13 protein-coding genes and 2 pseudogenes are annotated in these 13269 nt (G+C 40.7%); 7 read left to right on the top strand and 8 right to left on the bottom strand.

Translation table 11 applies throughout. The annotated features are described in order from the left end of the window. The first annotated feature begins 37 nt into the window (after window positions 1–37). The gene (locus MiAbW_RS07380) at window positions 38–949 is read left to right on the top strand and encodes a Ycf66 family protein (RefSeq protein ID WP_151695569.1); all 912 of its coding nucleotides are present in this window, start codon (window positions 38–40) and stop codon (window positions 947–949) included. 181 nt (window positions 950–1130) lie between these two features. On the opposite strand, the gene MiAbW_RS07375 is transcribed toward MiAbW_RS07380, so the two are convergent. After that, window positions 1131–4454 carry an AAA-like domain-containing protein gene (locus tag MiAbW_RS07375; RefSeq protein WP_151695568.1) on the bottom strand — a complete coding sequence of 1108 codons (3324 nt, stop codon included), beginning with the start codon at window positions 4452–4454 and terminating at the stop codon, window positions 1131–1133. A gap of 114 nt (window positions 4455–4568) precedes the next feature. On the opposite strand from MiAbW_RS07375, the gene MiAbW_RS07370 reads away from it, so the two are divergent. Together MiAbW_RS07370 and MiAbW_RS07365 are read left to right on the top strand one after the other, a co-directional pair. After that, complete coding sequence (locus MiAbW_RS07370) at window positions 4569–4925, top strand: hypothetical protein (RefSeq protein WP_151695567.1); 357 nt, start codon at window positions 4569–4571, stop codon at window positions 4923–4925. A 117-nt stretch (window positions 4926–5042) separates the two neighbouring features. Then, the gene (locus tag MiAbW_RS07365; RefSeq protein WP_151695566.1) at window positions 5043–5279 is read left to right on the top strand and encodes a hypothetical protein; all 237 of its coding nucleotides are present in this window, start codon (window positions 5043–5045) and stop codon (window positions 5277–5279) included. A 65-nt stretch (window positions 5280–5344) separates the two neighbouring features. Here MiAbW_RS07365 and MiAbW_RS07360 read toward each other — a convergent pair whose 3' ends face one another. After that, complete coding sequence (locus MiAbW_RS07360; RefSeq protein WP_151695565.1) at window positions 5345–6268, bottom strand: lysylphosphatidylglycerol synthase domain-containing protein; 924 nt, start codon at window positions 6266–6268, stop codon at window positions 5345–5347. Window positions 6269–6306: 38 nt separating this feature from the next. On the opposite strand from MiAbW_RS07360, the pseudogene MiAbW_RS07355 reads away from it, so the two are divergent. Continuing rightward, a pseudogene (locus tag MiAbW_RS07355) lies at window positions 6307–6654 on the top strand (hypothetical protein); the annotation flags it as partial. 5 nt (window positions 6655–6659) lie between these two features. On the opposite strand, the pseudogene MiAbW_RS20550 reads toward MiAbW_RS07355, so the two are convergent. Then, a pseudogene (locus MiAbW_RS20550) lies at window positions 6660–6912 on the bottom strand (hypothetical protein); the annotation flags it as partial. 38 nt (window positions 6913–6950) lie between these two features. On the opposite strand from MiAbW_RS20550, the gene MiAbW_RS07345 reads away from it, so the two are divergent. Next, window positions 6951–7463: a hypothetical protein gene (locus tag MiAbW_RS07345; protein ID WP_151695564.1), complete on the top strand. Its 513-nt coding sequence runs from the start codon at window positions 6951–6953 to the stop codon at window positions 7461–7463. A 37-nt stretch (window positions 7464–7500) separates the two neighbouring features. Here MiAbW_RS07345 and MiAbW_RS07340 read toward each other — a convergent pair whose 3' ends face one another. Continuing rightward, window positions 7501–8373 carry a hypothetical protein gene (locus MiAbW_RS07340; protein WP_151695563.1) on the bottom strand — a complete coding sequence of 291 codons (873 nt, stop codon included), beginning with the start codon at window positions 8371–8373 and terminating at the stop codon, window positions 7501–7503. 274 nt (window positions 8374–8647) lie between these two features. Between MiAbW_RS07340 and MiAbW_RS07335 the strand changes: the two genes are divergently transcribed. Further along, window positions 8648–9445, top strand: a complete 798-nt coding sequence (locus tag MiAbW_RS07335) for a tetratricopeptide repeat protein (protein ID WP_151695562.1) — start codon at window positions 8648–8650, stop codon at window positions 9443–9445. A 499-nt stretch (window positions 9446–9944) separates the two neighbouring features. Here the strand turns inward: MiAbW_RS07335 and MiAbW_RS07330 are convergent, their stop codons facing one another. The 3 genes from MiAbW_RS07330 to MiAbW_RS07320 all read right to left on the bottom strand — a co-directional run bounded on the left by MiAbW_RS07330 (window position 9945) and on the right by MiAbW_RS07320 (window position 11429). Then, complete coding sequence (locus tag MiAbW_RS07330) at window positions 9945–10364, bottom strand: YraN family protein (protein ID WP_151695561.1); 420 nt, start codon at window positions 10362–10364, stop codon at window positions 9945–9947. Between the two features lie 146 nt (window positions 10365–10510). After that, on the bottom strand, window positions 10511–10888 hold the full coding sequence (locus MiAbW_RS07325; RefSeq protein WP_151695560.1) for a DUF3110 domain-containing protein: 378 nt from the start codon (window positions 10886–10888) through the stop codon (window positions 10511–10513). Between the two features lie 79 nt (window positions 10889–10967). Then, the gene (locus MiAbW_RS07320) at window positions 10968–11429 is read right to left on the bottom strand and encodes a DUF2996 domain-containing protein (RefSeq protein ID WP_151695559.1); all 462 of its coding nucleotides are present in this window, start codon (window positions 11427–11429) and stop codon (window positions 10968–10970) included. 596 nt (window positions 11430–12025) lie between these two features. Here MiAbW_RS07320 and MiAbW_RS07310 point away from each other — a divergent pair. Next, entirely contained in the window at window positions 12026–12208 is a 183-nt protein-coding gene (locus tag MiAbW_RS07310; protein WP_151695557.1) for a hypothetical protein, read from the top strand. 86 nt (window positions 12209–12294) lie between these two features. On the opposite strand, the gene MiAbW_RS07305 is transcribed toward MiAbW_RS07310, so the two are convergent. After that, on the bottom strand, window positions 12295–13269 hold a 975-nt coding region (locus MiAbW_RS07305), incomplete at its 5' end, for an IS4 family transposase (protein WP_151695556.1).

Here is a 13269-nt window from a genome sequence, read left to right as displayed (position 1 = left end):
GCACAATAAAAAAGGAAATGTCAAAGGAGAATCGCAAATGTTGCCCTATATCCTAGCGATCGTGGTGGGATTAAGTAGTCTCTACCTCCTCACCACCGCTTTTATCGCCCCCGATCGCCACCGTCAAGATGATTTTCTCTGGAGTGCGGTAGGATTATTCTATGCCCTTGTCCTCTGGTTGTGCGCGGGAAGGATTACAGGCGCTATCCTCCTCGGACAAGCTGCCGCGGCCATATTATTTATTACTTTCGCTTGGCAAACTCTCAAACTCAGACAAGCACTTTTTTATCCCGACAAACCAGTTAAATTATTTACTATTGTCGGTTGGTTAGGCAATCGTCTGGGGAAAGTTACTCCCTCCCAATCCCCTAAAACTAAAGCTAAACCTGAGAAAGTAGCAGCAAAAGTCAAAGAAACGATTGCCCCCGTTGTCGAAAAAGCGGCAGCTATCGGGGAAACTATTCCAGAATCAGTGACAGAAATTGGGGAAAAAGATCAAGAAACGATTGCCCCCGTTGTCGAAAAAGCGGCAGCTATCGGGGAAACTATTCCAGAATCAGTGACAGAAATTGGGGAAAAAGCCGCAGAAATTATTGATGATGGGGAAAGCTTCGATGATTTCGATGATTTCGATGATTTCGATGATTTTGATTTGGCAACGGAAGAGATCAAACCCTCCGAAAATGTCCCAGAAATTCCCCCGACTGAACCTGTCGCAACTGTTGAAGTCGAAACTATTGCCGTTAGCGAAACGGTGATTATTGAAGTTACCGAGGAAGATTTGCCCCAAGGAGAAATTATCGGAGAAGATAATCTCCCAGAAACTCGATCGCCAAGCGCAGAAAATCCCCCTCCAGAGGAAAAGTTGCCCCCAGAAAAAACTATCGGAGAAGATAATCTCCCAGAAACTCGATCGCCAAGCGCAGAAAATCCCCCTCCATCGAATTAAAAATTAAGATTATTTAGCGGGTGGGTTAGGCAATAATTATGCCCCCCACCCAGTAAAAATAAATCCTGTTTAAAAGGTATAGTGGAGCGGGGAGAAACTATTCATAACTTGGGAGTTAATCACACTATTAAAAACCGATTTGGTATAAAAACAAGTTGACAATATGACTTGAAGAATTAATTTAATTCGATGGTTTTATTTTCCCAGTACACAGGGATAGTGCTTCTCGTTTGTCGGGACGAGTCCTGAGATAATCTTCTAACCAAAGACAACCTCGATCGAGCAATTTTTGTAAATAATTATATTCCGTTTCTAAGGGCCATCGATGCTTTTGACCATCCCTAGCAATAATCACAATTTCTTGACCATCAGGACTAAAAGCGATCCCATAGACGATATCTTCTTCTATTTTAAACTCGGAGCGCAAATTTCCGTCAATGTCCCAGCGTCTAGCTGTACCATCCCTTGAAATAGCGGCGATTTTTTCACCATCGGGACTAAAACTAACTCCATAAACGGGAAAAGAATCGGTTTTAATCTCCTTTAAAAGATTACCCTGCAAATCCCAAATTTTAATCTTTCCCCGAGTAGCAGTAGCAATTTTTTGAAGATCGGGAGAAAACACCAAATCATAGATAATACTATCATCGGCTGTCCAAGAATTAATTAATTGAGGTGGATGATTACTTAAGTGCCAGTATTGAACTTTTCCATCGCTTGTTCCCGTGATTATTGCTGTTCCCTCTCCATTAAAAGCAAGACTATAAATCGGTACTTGACTAGCGGTAAATTCTTGGAGCATTGTTCCTTTTTTGCTCCAGATTTGGACTTTTCCATTTCTTCCTGTAATCGCTATCTGATTACTATCGGGATGAAAAGCTATACTATATATTGAACGCATTTTTGTGGTAAATTCTCTAATTTTTTTACCTTGTGAATCCAGTAAAGTAATCTGACCATCTTTATTAGCAATAGCGATAATATTGCCCTGGTAATTAATGGTAACGCTGGTATTATCGGCCTTAGCTTGATTTAAATTGTTCAGTTGCCAAATTTTAGCCGTTTCATCACTCGATCCAGTTACCACCTGTTTTCCATCTTGACTAAATACAGCAGTAAAAACTGATTCTTGATGTCCTCTGAGAGTAGTTATTTCTTCCCCTTGCATTCCCCAAATTTTAGCACTACCGTCACTAGATGCGGTAATTATAAACTGGCCATCAGGACTAAAATTAACACTGTTGACAAAATCTTGATGTCCCCGGAAAGTAGCTATTAAATTTCCCTGTAAATCCCAGATTTTAGCAGTTTTATCGGCCGATGCTCCGGCAATTTTTTGACCGTCGGGACTAAAATTAACACTATAAAAAGCCCCAATATTTTCTTGACCTACACTCAGGATAATTTTACCTGATAAATCCCAGATTTTAATCGTACCATCCCGGGAAGCAGTGGCAATTTTTTGACCATCGGGACTAAAACTAGCTGCATCTATCGATCTTTTATGTCCCTTAAATACCTGTAAAGTTTGACCTGATAAATTCCACAATCTAGCGGTTTTATCCCTGGAAGTAGTCACAATTTTTTGACCATCGGGACTAAAACTAACACTATAAACTGATTCTTGGTGATCAGGATATGTGACTAAATTTTGTCCTTGCAAGTTCCAAATTTTGGCGGTTTTATCTTCAGAAGCGGTGGCGATTTTTTGACCATCGGGACTAAAACTAACACTATAAACTGCTCCCTGATGACCGGTCAAAGTTTGAATATTCTCACCTTTTTGATTCCAAATTTTTACCGTTCCATCTTGAGAAGCAGTGGCTATTTTTTGACGATCAGGACTAATACTAACACTATAAATAGTTCCCCGGTGTCCTTGCAGTTGGTTTTTTTCTTGAATACGATCTAAAATTTGTTGCAGGGTAATAATTGGACTGGTAGCAGGATATTTACCTAGAGTTTGGTCATCAGTAACGATATTTTTTAAACCATTTACTGCTTGCATAGCCGCAATTAAAGATTCTAATTGTTCAAATTGAAATTGTTGCCAATCACTATCACCCTTGCGCTGTAATTTAATACCTAGTTGAGCGTTTTCCACTTGATGCCATGCTTGTTTTACCTGAATAAAAGCGAAGAAAGAACCCAGTAGAGAAGCAATTAAAATTACCGAGCCAATTTGAATTCTTTTCGTAGCTTTTTTGTGAGCGATTGCTAGAATTTTATTAGCTTGCTTCTGAGTTTCTAGGCTAATTTCTGCCTCTCTTTTATCGAGATTTTGACTAGCAGTTAAAAACTGATAATCAAGATTACTTAAGCTTTTTCCCTGAGACCAATCGAGGGCATTATTTAAAGCTTTTCCGCGTAAAAGCCGCGATTCATCGGTATAATTAGACTGTTGCCAAGCGGCGATCGCTTCTGAGTAGGGACGCAATTGCTCTAATTGTTTTTCCAGCCAATTGAGATTAAATATTTCTCGATAAATAGGATTATAAACTACTAACTGATTATCCTTTTTTACCACCAACCCCGATAACCTTAATTCCCCTTGTTCTGGACTGTCATCGCACAGGATTGATCCCTTTTCTAAAATTTGTTGATAGATGCCCAACAAACGACCCGCTTTCTCTTGATTTCTTAACAAGCGATCAGCAATGGTTCGCAGATGAACCGGTTCATCATGAGATTCCCAATTATTAATAATTCTCTCTTTGATCAGCGTCTCAATATCTAAATTAGTTTCCAGCAATAGCTGACAAATTTTCTGGGTTAAAAATGGCTGTCCTCCCGTCCAAAAGATAATTTTTTCTAACCAATCAGGTTGATAATTACTTTGACTGGATAATCCCGCCGTTAAAGGAGCAATTTCCGCCAGATTAAATCCCGTTAATTCGATCGCCTGGCCGATATTAAAAGATGTTTGGGTCTTTTCGCGAATTAAATCTGCTGGGGTAGCAACACCGAATAAAGCAAAAGTAATTCTTTCATACTGAGCATTTTCCGCTCTTTGGTTATAACAATAACGAATCAGGGAAAAAAAGTCATCTAGAGAAAACTGTAAACTGAGAATTTTATCGATCTCGTCAATAAAAATATATATTTTCTCTCCCCGACAATAAACTAATAAAACTTCCTCGATAAATTGTCCCAAACGCTGCACGGGGGGTAAATCCTCTCGCTCGCGCAACCAGGATTTAAGATTAATTTTTCCCGTCAGATTAAATCCTAAAAACAAACGGGTGATTACGCCGTTATACCATTGGGATAAATTATCATTACTACCAAGACTGGTTATATCTACGGACGCGCAATCCATGCCCGATTGCTGTAAAATATGGGTCACTCGTACCCTTAAACTGGATTTGCCCATCTGACGACAGTTAAAAACGTAGCAAAATTGACCATTTTTTAACGCCATTAACAGTTCTCGATCGGCATTTCTCTCGATATAGGTAGGATGGTTATAGGCAAGACTACCCCCGACACGATATTGATAATTCATTATCCTTAAACAAAATTATTTCAATGTCACCAACGGAAATAAAATAGACAATTCTGATTGAGATATCTATAATGCAAGGATAATCGCTATTGACAACCTATCCCCAAGGCAATTATGAAGAAAACTTTTTTCACCTCCATCGCCGTTAGTGCTACCCTCGTCAGTGGCATTGTTTTGGGTACTCTTGATGCTGGCAGTGCCTCCGCTTGTCCTTTCGCTCAAGGTAAAAGCATTTTTGGCAGCAATAACACCCTCCCTGTCGATGCTAACAAACTTATTTTAGGGGTTGGCGCCGCTACAGGAGCAATCACTGTAGCCGGTGTTTTAACCTACCGTCGTTTTCACTCCGGGCAGCCCCCCGAAGATGCCACCGCTAACCTGCCGTCGGTATTTCCTATCCCCATTCCCCCCGCAGCTTTAAACGCGGCAGTGGAGGCTGAAGAAGCGGCAGAAACCAGCAAAATCTCCTAAAAATCTGCTAGATTTCCTCAAAAAAGGTGTTGGCATCCCCGCAGATTTCCCGCTAGGTAACACCTTTTTCTGTCTAATTGTGTCCCAGTTATCAGAATTTTCAGCGATTTTTAAGTTATGTTAAAAGGTGCAACCCTACCACCAGAGGTAAAGATGGGCAACTCTACCGCATTTTCCGACACCCCACTTCACAAAGATCATCATACTTGGGAGCATTTAAAACAAGCCATCGCCGCCAGTTCCGGTTTTCGGCGTTGGCAGCAAGAACAACTAGAATCGGGTAAAAATAGAGACGATGCTGATGCTCGCATTTGTTCCTATCTACGGGAAACTTTAGAAACTTTAGCCTACTAGATTGATGCTCCCCAGCTATGACGGCATGGGGACTTTTTTTGTCCGTTTAAGCTAATTTGCGGGCTTTATTTTCTGCGCGCCTCGTAACCCAATAACCAGACAAAAGCGACAATTAAAGGCAGGAAATAATAAATAGCTCGATAGGCGATTAAAGAACCTAAAAGCTCGCCATTAGATACATATTCTGGACGTAATCTCAGCATGATAAACTCAAAAACACCTATCCCCCCCGGCACGTTGCTTAATACCCCTGCCGTCATGGCAAATACATAGAGACCGAAAAATCCTAAAAAAGAAGTATTATAGTTGCCCGGGAGAAGAAGATATAGAACTCTGGCCGCTAATATCCAATCGATAAAAGTCACCAATATCAAAGCTAGAGAAAGATTCCAAGAGGGCAAATAGATATTTTCTTGACCGATTTTTATGGTTTTTTTATAGGTGAGAGTCAACAAAAAATAGCCAGCAACCAGCAATAAAAAAAATATTCCTAATGGTTTGGTAGTTAAAAAAGGTAATTTTAAAAGTTGAGGAATACGTTGGGGATCGACGAGGAAACTTACACCACCAATGCCTAACATTCCTAACCAAAAGCTCAAATGGGTAAAAGTGATAACTTTGGCAATGTCCGCCACCCCCACCCCCGCAGGAGTATAGAAACGATAACGAATCGCTGTCCCAGAAAATAAGGTTAAACCAATGGTATTACCAAAAGCATAACTGATAAAAGCAGTGCGGATAATAGTGGCTAAAGCTAAGGGATGATTGATATAATAAAAACCTAGGCGATCATAACCCGTCATCGACAAATAACCCAAAGCCATGCAAAAAATAGCTTCTAGCTTACGACTTGTGGTAATATGATTTAAACTAGCCCACAGTTGGGCAAAAGTGTAGTGTTTAAATTCTTGACTAATTGCCCAGACCGCTAAAATAAACAAACTCAAGCATAGGATAACTGGAGCAAAACGCAGGATTTTTTGATACATTTTATTCTTTACTAATTGCTTTTGAGTAATTGAAATTTATGCAAAAATCAAAGCTAGATTTAGCTAAACATTTAAACCGACCGCCAAAAAGAAAATATAATAAATTGCTGATTTCCTCCTTATCTTTAACAATTATTCTGGGTTTATCTTATCTAGTTTACACCAATCTTCCTTGGACTTTCCGTCTTTTTATCCCTTGGCTGACTAAAGGGGGTGATGTGGACATAGACAAAATTCCTGCTACATTTTCTTCAGAACTTAATCAATTATGTTTGGGTGCTGATAGTGCGGGGGAAGTAAAAACGGGAATCCATACAAAAATTGCTGAATCTCTTGGTCCCTTTAAATGTACTTTGATCAATGGTGGTCAAGACTGGCTAATAGAATTGCAGATAATAGTGCCTAACGCTAAGAGATGATTAATAGGATAAAAACCTAGGCGATCGTAACCCGTCATCGATAAATAACCCAAAGCCATCTAAAAAATAGCTTCTAGCTTACCACGTTGTGGTAATATCACTTAAACTAGCCCACAGTTGGGCAAAAGTGTAGTGTTTAAATTCTTGACTAATTGCCCAGTCCGGTCAAATAAACAAACTCAAGGATAGGATAATTGGAGCAAAACGCAGGATTTTTTGATACATTTTATTCTTTACTAATTACTTTTGAGTAATTGAAATTTATGCAAAAATCCAAGCTAGATTTAGCTAAACATTTAAATCAATACCAAAAAAAGAAATATAATAAATTCCTAATTTATTCCTTATATTTAACAATTATTCTGGGTTTATCTTATTTATCTTATCCAGTTTATCTCAATCTTCCTTGGTCTTTCCATCTTTTCGTGCGTTGGGTGACTAAAAGGGGTGATTTAGACAAAATTCCTGCCAAATTTTATGCAGAACTTAATCAATTATGTTTGAGGGCCGATAGTAGGGGGGAAGTAAAAACGAGAAACTATACAAAAAATCTAGAAATTGCTGAATCTCTTGGCACCTTTAGATGTACCTTAGTTAATGGTGGTCAAGAATGGTTAATAGAAGATTATAAATCTTTTAGTTCTGCCGATGAAGCGATTTTAGGCACTCAGTTAGCGGTTTTTATCACGGATATTTTAGGAACAGATTATAGTTATAGAATTCGCGCTTATATTCCCAATACTAAGTATCAAGTAACTCCTGAAAAAAAACTGTAAGCCTAGGGATGGGTGAGAAACCTATCCCTAGAAAAAATTAGGTTTCTGATACGGGTTTGGGTCGGGAAGGCCGAGGGATAGGGGATTGTCCGGGGGTAAAAGGTCGTTTTTCTTCCTCCCCTTCCGGTCGAGAATATCTATCGACTGAGGGACGACGATTTTTATCAAAAGGCTTTTTAAAACCTCCCTTACCCATCGGTTTTTTCTTGCTGGCAAAACCTAGGTCTAAACCCTCCAAAATAGTTAAGGCATCCCCTTTCAGTTGTACCTGAAAATCCCAAAAACGACTGACCGGTTTACCAGGTAAAGTGCCGCGCAATTTTAGTTTAAAAAACTTGGGTTTTTCCGCTTCAGTTTTGGGCATTTGTCGGATTTTGACCACTACCGCTTGATTTTCCCGTTCGGTAAAGATGACTTCGCCTCGAATCGAGAAATAACCAGGGGTAGAACCAGGGAGAGGTTCTATCTCCTGATCATCCTCCTTTTTCAGGGTTTCTGGTTCCCAAACACCGACAATCTGAACATGAAGGGCATCATTTTCCTGACGGGTGCGCGGATAAACCACCCAAAGATGGGGTTTTTCCAGATCGAGATGATTTTTAACCAAACTGATCACCCGACCGAGAATCACAGAATCGATCAGAGTACCATCGGCAGTTAAAATATTGCCTTTAGTTAATTGTTCCTCCGATCGCTGATAATGGCCATAGACGAGACCGATCGCCCGATACTGCCGCAGATGACTGGGAGGGGGGATCGGTTGTTGACGTTTGACTTCTTCGGGGGGGGCTGACTCTACGGCTAAATCAGCTTCAGTATGGGGGGATTTAACGGGGACTTCCTGAATTGCCACTTCAGTAGTCGGGGGGGTTTTCGGTGATTCGGTAGACCGATTCCCAGGACGATTCATATCACACTCCTAGCGGCGGAGACACATAGTAAATTAGTAATCAAGCAAGTCAAAAGCGCGATCTGGGAGGTTACAATAACCCTCTAGGGCGACTCTACTGGCATCTAATATATTAAGAACCATGATCTTTTGACTGTCAACCTGGTCAAAACCCTTTTGAGTCTTGACCGTTTGCCCATTGTACTCAATAAAGAGCGGCCAATTCGATCGATCCCTTAATCAAATCTCCAGATTTCCATAACATTTTCCTGTCTGTCCCCTCGCACCCCAGTCTATGAAAGCCTCTCTCTCTCAACGTCGTTGGCTGTCCATCGGTCTCATCCTGATGTTATTTGCTTTGCTGTCTTTCTCGACCATGCCGCTATTGACTTCTATTCTCAAGAGTGAGCGATCCTCAGGCCAGAGTCATCTGTCCGCAGTGAAACAAGAGGAATTAGCCAGTCAAGCCTTGGGTTATCAGATGGTTTTAGAGCGCGAACCCGATAATCAGACGGCTTTGCGGGGATTATTAGATACTCGCTTACAGCAGGGCGATTTAAAGCAAGCGATCGAACCTTTAGAAAAATTAGCGCAACTTAACCCCCAACAATCTGATTATCTACTACTTTTGGCAGAAGCGAAACAGCAAATAGAGGATTATGCAGGAGCCACAGGCAGTTATCGCGCCCTTTTAGCCTCCCATCCCCAAGATCTACAGGCCTTAACTGGATTAACTAATTTATTTCTCAGCCAAAACCGCCCGATCGAGGCGATTAGTCTGGTCAAAGACACGCTTGATCGCGCTTTAAAAGCCGCTGCCGATTCCAATAACCCCGCTAGTTTAATCGATATCGTTTCCGTTCAGTTACTTTTAGGCAAAATCTATTTCGAGCAGCAAAATTATCCAGAAGCTTTAAAAGCCTATAAACAAGCTCAACAGATGGATGTGAACGATTTCCGACCGATTTTAGCGACGGCGATCATACTGAAAGAACAGGGCAAAAATCAAGAGGCTCAACCCCTCTTTCAAGAGGCTCTCAGTCGCGCTCCTTTTGCCTACAGACAGGAGATTCAGTCCCTAATCAGTGATTAGTGATCAGTAGTCAGGAGTCAGGAGATAGGAGATTATTTTATTTATTCTCCCCACACCCCACTCCCCACTTCCTATAGTTTTGTAACGGCAAATTTTGCTAAAAATCAATAAGTGTAAACTTTAATCACAAGGTCGATCGAGTCCTGAAAAAGGTGTTATCTTAAAAACATAAGGCACAAAGGAAGCGACTCAACTTCCTTCCAGGCAAAAAGACCTAGAGCCTGTGCCACCTGCTCTAGATCAACGCAACAGCTAAATCGGACGCAGATTCTCGAAGTTGGTAAAGTAAAGTATGGTTTCGCCTCTGTCGCTCGATATAGGACAGATAGAGTGAGCCGTAATCAGCACCTGAGTCGGTAAACTGAGAAATCTTGATAGTTGACAGATAGACTGTTGTGGGTTCTGTAAACCTCTATTGTATTAAGTCCGTTAATTTTTTAGGAGTCCATATCGTTTGTACAAGATGAAGCCCGCCTCCCTAGGCGGGCATATTGTGTTTTTAGAAAACCGCCACGAGATATTCCTGTAATTGCAATTGATAACCTGCCCGTAGCTGACAGGGATAATCAAGGGAAAACTCAGGTAAAGCTAATAGAGAACTTTTTTGACAACTAACCAAAGCCACATCGAAACGACAGGTTAAATCGGACCATTGGGGATAAAAGGAGAGAAATATCTGGGCAGCTTCGTAAATTTTCCCCTGTTTACGGTCATCGATCGCTAATTTGCCCCCTAAATCCCAATTGCCAGCACTGCGGGTTTTCACCTCGACAAAAGCGAGAGTCGCCTGAGATTTAGACAAAACGATTAAATCGATTTCACCGCCACGACTACGCCAACGACGCTGGAGGAGATGCCATTGCTGTAATTGCAACCAATCCGCCACCAAATTTTCGCCCAATTCCCCCACAGTTGTCATATTCAGTTATCAGTTATCAGTGAACAGTTATCAGTGAACAGGGAACAACGTTGATTGATTATCCTGTCTTCTGACTTCGAACTCCTGACTACTGGCTCCTGTCTCCGAACCAAGCAGGACAATTTTCGATTTTTACAAGAGGTTTATTACAAAAGTCCTTCTAGACGACGACGGATGCTGTCTAACTCCGCATCGGGAATCTCGGAAAACTCTTCCTCGGCGGGGGGGACTTCCTCTTTTTGCCAATCCAACTCTGAGGCATTGCTTTCGGGGGGAATTACCAACATACCCGCTTCAATCATTTCCGCTTGATAGCCAGCGCTGTGACAAAATTCTTCCACTTCCTCCGAATCAATTTTCTCTACCGTGGGAGTCGGAAAATCCTGTGCCTCTAACAGCAGAGCATAACGGGTGGCATCATCTTCCGATTCAAACATCAACACCTTATTGATAGCTCCCATTTGAATGGTGTGGATACCTTCGTTTTCTGTGCCTGCGTTAAAAAGTAGTACAAATACACGCATAATTACTATTAGCGATCGATAAGCAGTGGTCGTCTATGCTCATTTTACCCCCCTTCTCGATCGCTAATCCTCAGTAATTTTAGTTTCTCGTCAACCACTTTTGACCGTTAAGCCGTTGCAAGGTGTAAAACAACAGTAAATCGAGACTAACTTTCCTTTCATCGATCATAAATGATTCAAGAGTACTAGGTAGAGCACCGCCCTCAGCTTGGGAAAAAGCTTTTTTACCGTTGATGTCTTCTTCCAAAAAATAAATGCTAAATTGACGCATTCCCCCGAGCCAATTGCCGGTTAACTGCCAACAGGGAGAGCCAGAAAAGCCCTGCACGGGAATTTTATCCTGTTTAAAGGATAGCTTCATATCAGTTATACCCAGCTTTTGCAAGGCTGCCGCCAGGGCGGGTTGAAAATGCTGCTCGATAAATTCAGCCAAGGGTTTTTCCTCGACGGTAGGCTCTTTGGGCTTTTTAGCGGCTGCGGGTTGAGCCGGTTTTGCTGCTTCTGCAGCTGGAGTTGCGGGGGTGGTGGTTTCTTCTGCCATAGGAATTAATCAGGAATGGGTAGGTAGCTACAATTATATTTTCTCCCGGGTTATCAGTTATCAGCTTTTTAGCCGTCAGCTACTGAAGGGGCAAGAGGCAAAGGACTCCAAGAAAGAATCTAGCAATTCTCCCACCTAAAAAGAAGATTAGAAGCTGAGTACATCAAAGCTTTTAGAGGAAGCCTCAACCAGTTGAAACCCAATTGTTCGAGAGATTCTTGATTAGACCTCTTGCATAACTTTTTTATGGTATGATGGAGCGATTGTCTTTTTTCTCGATTTTTAGATTGAAGTTGAAAAAAGAATAGAGTTCTTGCACAATTAATTTTTGAGAGTTCAAAAATGAGAAAAATAGACATGAAATTGCATAAAATACCCAAATAGAGCATTTAATTGATTAATACTCATTCTTAATTCTCCTGACGACCGACTACTGGGTGCTTACTCCTCACCTAACGGAAGATTTTTGATTTTTGCAAGAGGTCTATTCTCAAAAAAGTTCTTATCTAACAAAGTTAGCTAACCTAAGTTGCTACCTATGGGATTAAGCAAAAAAAGCTGCTACAAAAGATAAAAGACGAGTAGCAGCCAAAAAAATGAATGACGAGATTATAGCGATTTATTGCCTTTGTGAGGACATTCTCAAAGCCATGAATCATCAAGAGGATTCACAGCAACAGATCAGCGATGGGGAAGTGATGACCACAGCTATAGTTGCCCCCCTGTATTGCAGTGGCAATTTTGAGAAAGGGAGAAAAGCGATGTCACAACCACAGTAGATTCCGAATATGATTAGTCGCAGAAATGTTGAATCTCGTAACAAAACTTTACATTTAAGAACATGACAACCCCAGAACGCCATTTTTCAGATTGAATAGACAATTTTTCTAAACCAGTGTACATAGCTGATATGTTGACACATAAAACTCTGTAAATAGCGCAATTTATCTAATAAGCTTTTGCCAAATACTTCTTCAATATCTATTAGCTGCAAAATTAAATAAGCGATGATACAGCTATAAATTTGTAGGCAAATTCCTCTCTCGTTTTTTGTGATTAGACGGTCAAGCTTTAGCTGCATTTTTAAGAACTTCCAAACAAGTTCTATTTGCCATCTTTGTCGATACATTTCGGCAATTTCCTCATTACTTACCACCCCTTCTCCTTCTAAGGGTAAGTCCGTCGCTATCGGAAATTCACTTTTACTTTCTAGATCACAAAACTCAACGATTCTTACCTCTACTTCTCTTTTTTCTGCTCCTAGCTTGCTCTGACCATTTTCCAGCATTTCTAGCTTCATATCATTTTTTACCCTTAAAACAAAGTGCTTGTCTTTTTTCTCTAATAATTTTCTGATTCTTTCATTAGAAGAAAAGCCTCTGTCCATTACCCCAACTCCATTTACAGGAATTTCTTCTCTAGTTTTTTTCCCTTCTTTAGAGTCATGTCCTTGACCAAAATTGATCACAATCCCCCCCACTTCTGTGGTGATACTATTTATTCCACAAAATAATTTTACTTGATGCCATCCTTTTGCCCACAACAGTTTACTTGTCAGTGAGATTATTGTCGAGTCAATTGGAAATAAAGCTTGAGCCGCTTCTTTTCCTTTTTTGTTTACTAAACTTTTATTTAATTTATTGATGATTTTCTCAAATGGTTCTGTCTCTCGGATTTTACTGGCCTTAGAAAACGTTGACGTATTGACATTAATTCCTTGCATTTTCAGGCGTGCGCTTAAGTCTCTCATGCTGACGATACTTTTATCCAGCGCAAAACCTATCCAACAGGACACAAAAGTAAATGTACTTAATGCGGGATAGTCATTTTTGGGGAGTGG

It is taken from the genome of Microcystis aeruginosa NIES-4325 (assembly GCF_008974145.1).
Taxonomy (GTDB): domain Bacteria; phylum Cyanobacteriota; class Cyanobacteriia; order Cyanobacteriales; family Microcystaceae; genus Microcystis; species Microcystis aeruginosa_G.
This window is presented reverse-complemented; position numbering and strand designations above follow the sequence as displayed.

Coding starts and splice junctions, on each gene's coding strand:
- MiAbW_RS07380 (WP_151695569.1), top strand. CDS start 38: ATGTTGCCCTATATCCTAGCGATCGTGGTGGGATTAAGTAGTCTCTAC.
- MiAbW_RS07375 (WP_151695568.1), bottom strand. CDS start 4,454: ATGAATTATCAATATCGTGTCGGGGGTAGTCTTGCCTATAACCATCCT.
- MiAbW_RS07370 (WP_151695567.1), top strand. CDS start 4,569: ATGAAGAAAACTTTTTTCACCTCCATCGCCGTTAGTGCTACCCTCGTC.
- MiAbW_RS07365 (WP_151695566.1), top strand. CDS start 5,043: ATGTTAAAAGGTGCAACCCTACCACCAGAGGTAAAGATGGGCAACTCT.
- MiAbW_RS07360 (WP_151695565.1), bottom strand. CDS start 6,268: ATGTATCAAAAAATCCTGCGTTTTGCTCCAGTTATCCTATGCTTGAGT.
- MiAbW_RS07345 (WP_151695564.1), top strand. CDS start 6,951: ATGCAAAAATCCAAGCTAGATTTAGCTAAACATTTAAATCAATACCAA.
- MiAbW_RS07340 (WP_151695563.1), bottom strand. CDS start 8,373: ATGAATCGTCCTGGGAATCGGTCTACCGAATCACCGAAAACCCCCCCG.
- MiAbW_RS07335 (WP_151695562.1), top strand. CDS start 8,648: ATGAAAGCCTCTCTCTCTCAACGTCGTTGGCTGTCCATCGGTCTCATC.
- MiAbW_RS07330 (WP_151695561.1), bottom strand. CDS start 10,364: ATGACAACTGTGGGGGAATTGGGCGAAAATTTGGTGGCGGATTGGTTG.
- MiAbW_RS07325 (WP_151695560.1), bottom strand. CDS start 10,888: ATGCGTGTATTTGTACTACTTTTTAACGCAGGCACAGAAAACGAAGGT.
- MiAbW_RS07320 (WP_151695559.1), bottom strand. CDS start 11,429: ATGGCAGAAGAAACCACCACCCCCGCAACTCCAGCTGCAGAAGCAGCA.
- MiAbW_RS07310 (WP_151695557.1), top strand. CDS start 12,026: ATGAATGACGAGATTATAGCGATTTATTGCCTTTGTGAGGACATTCTC.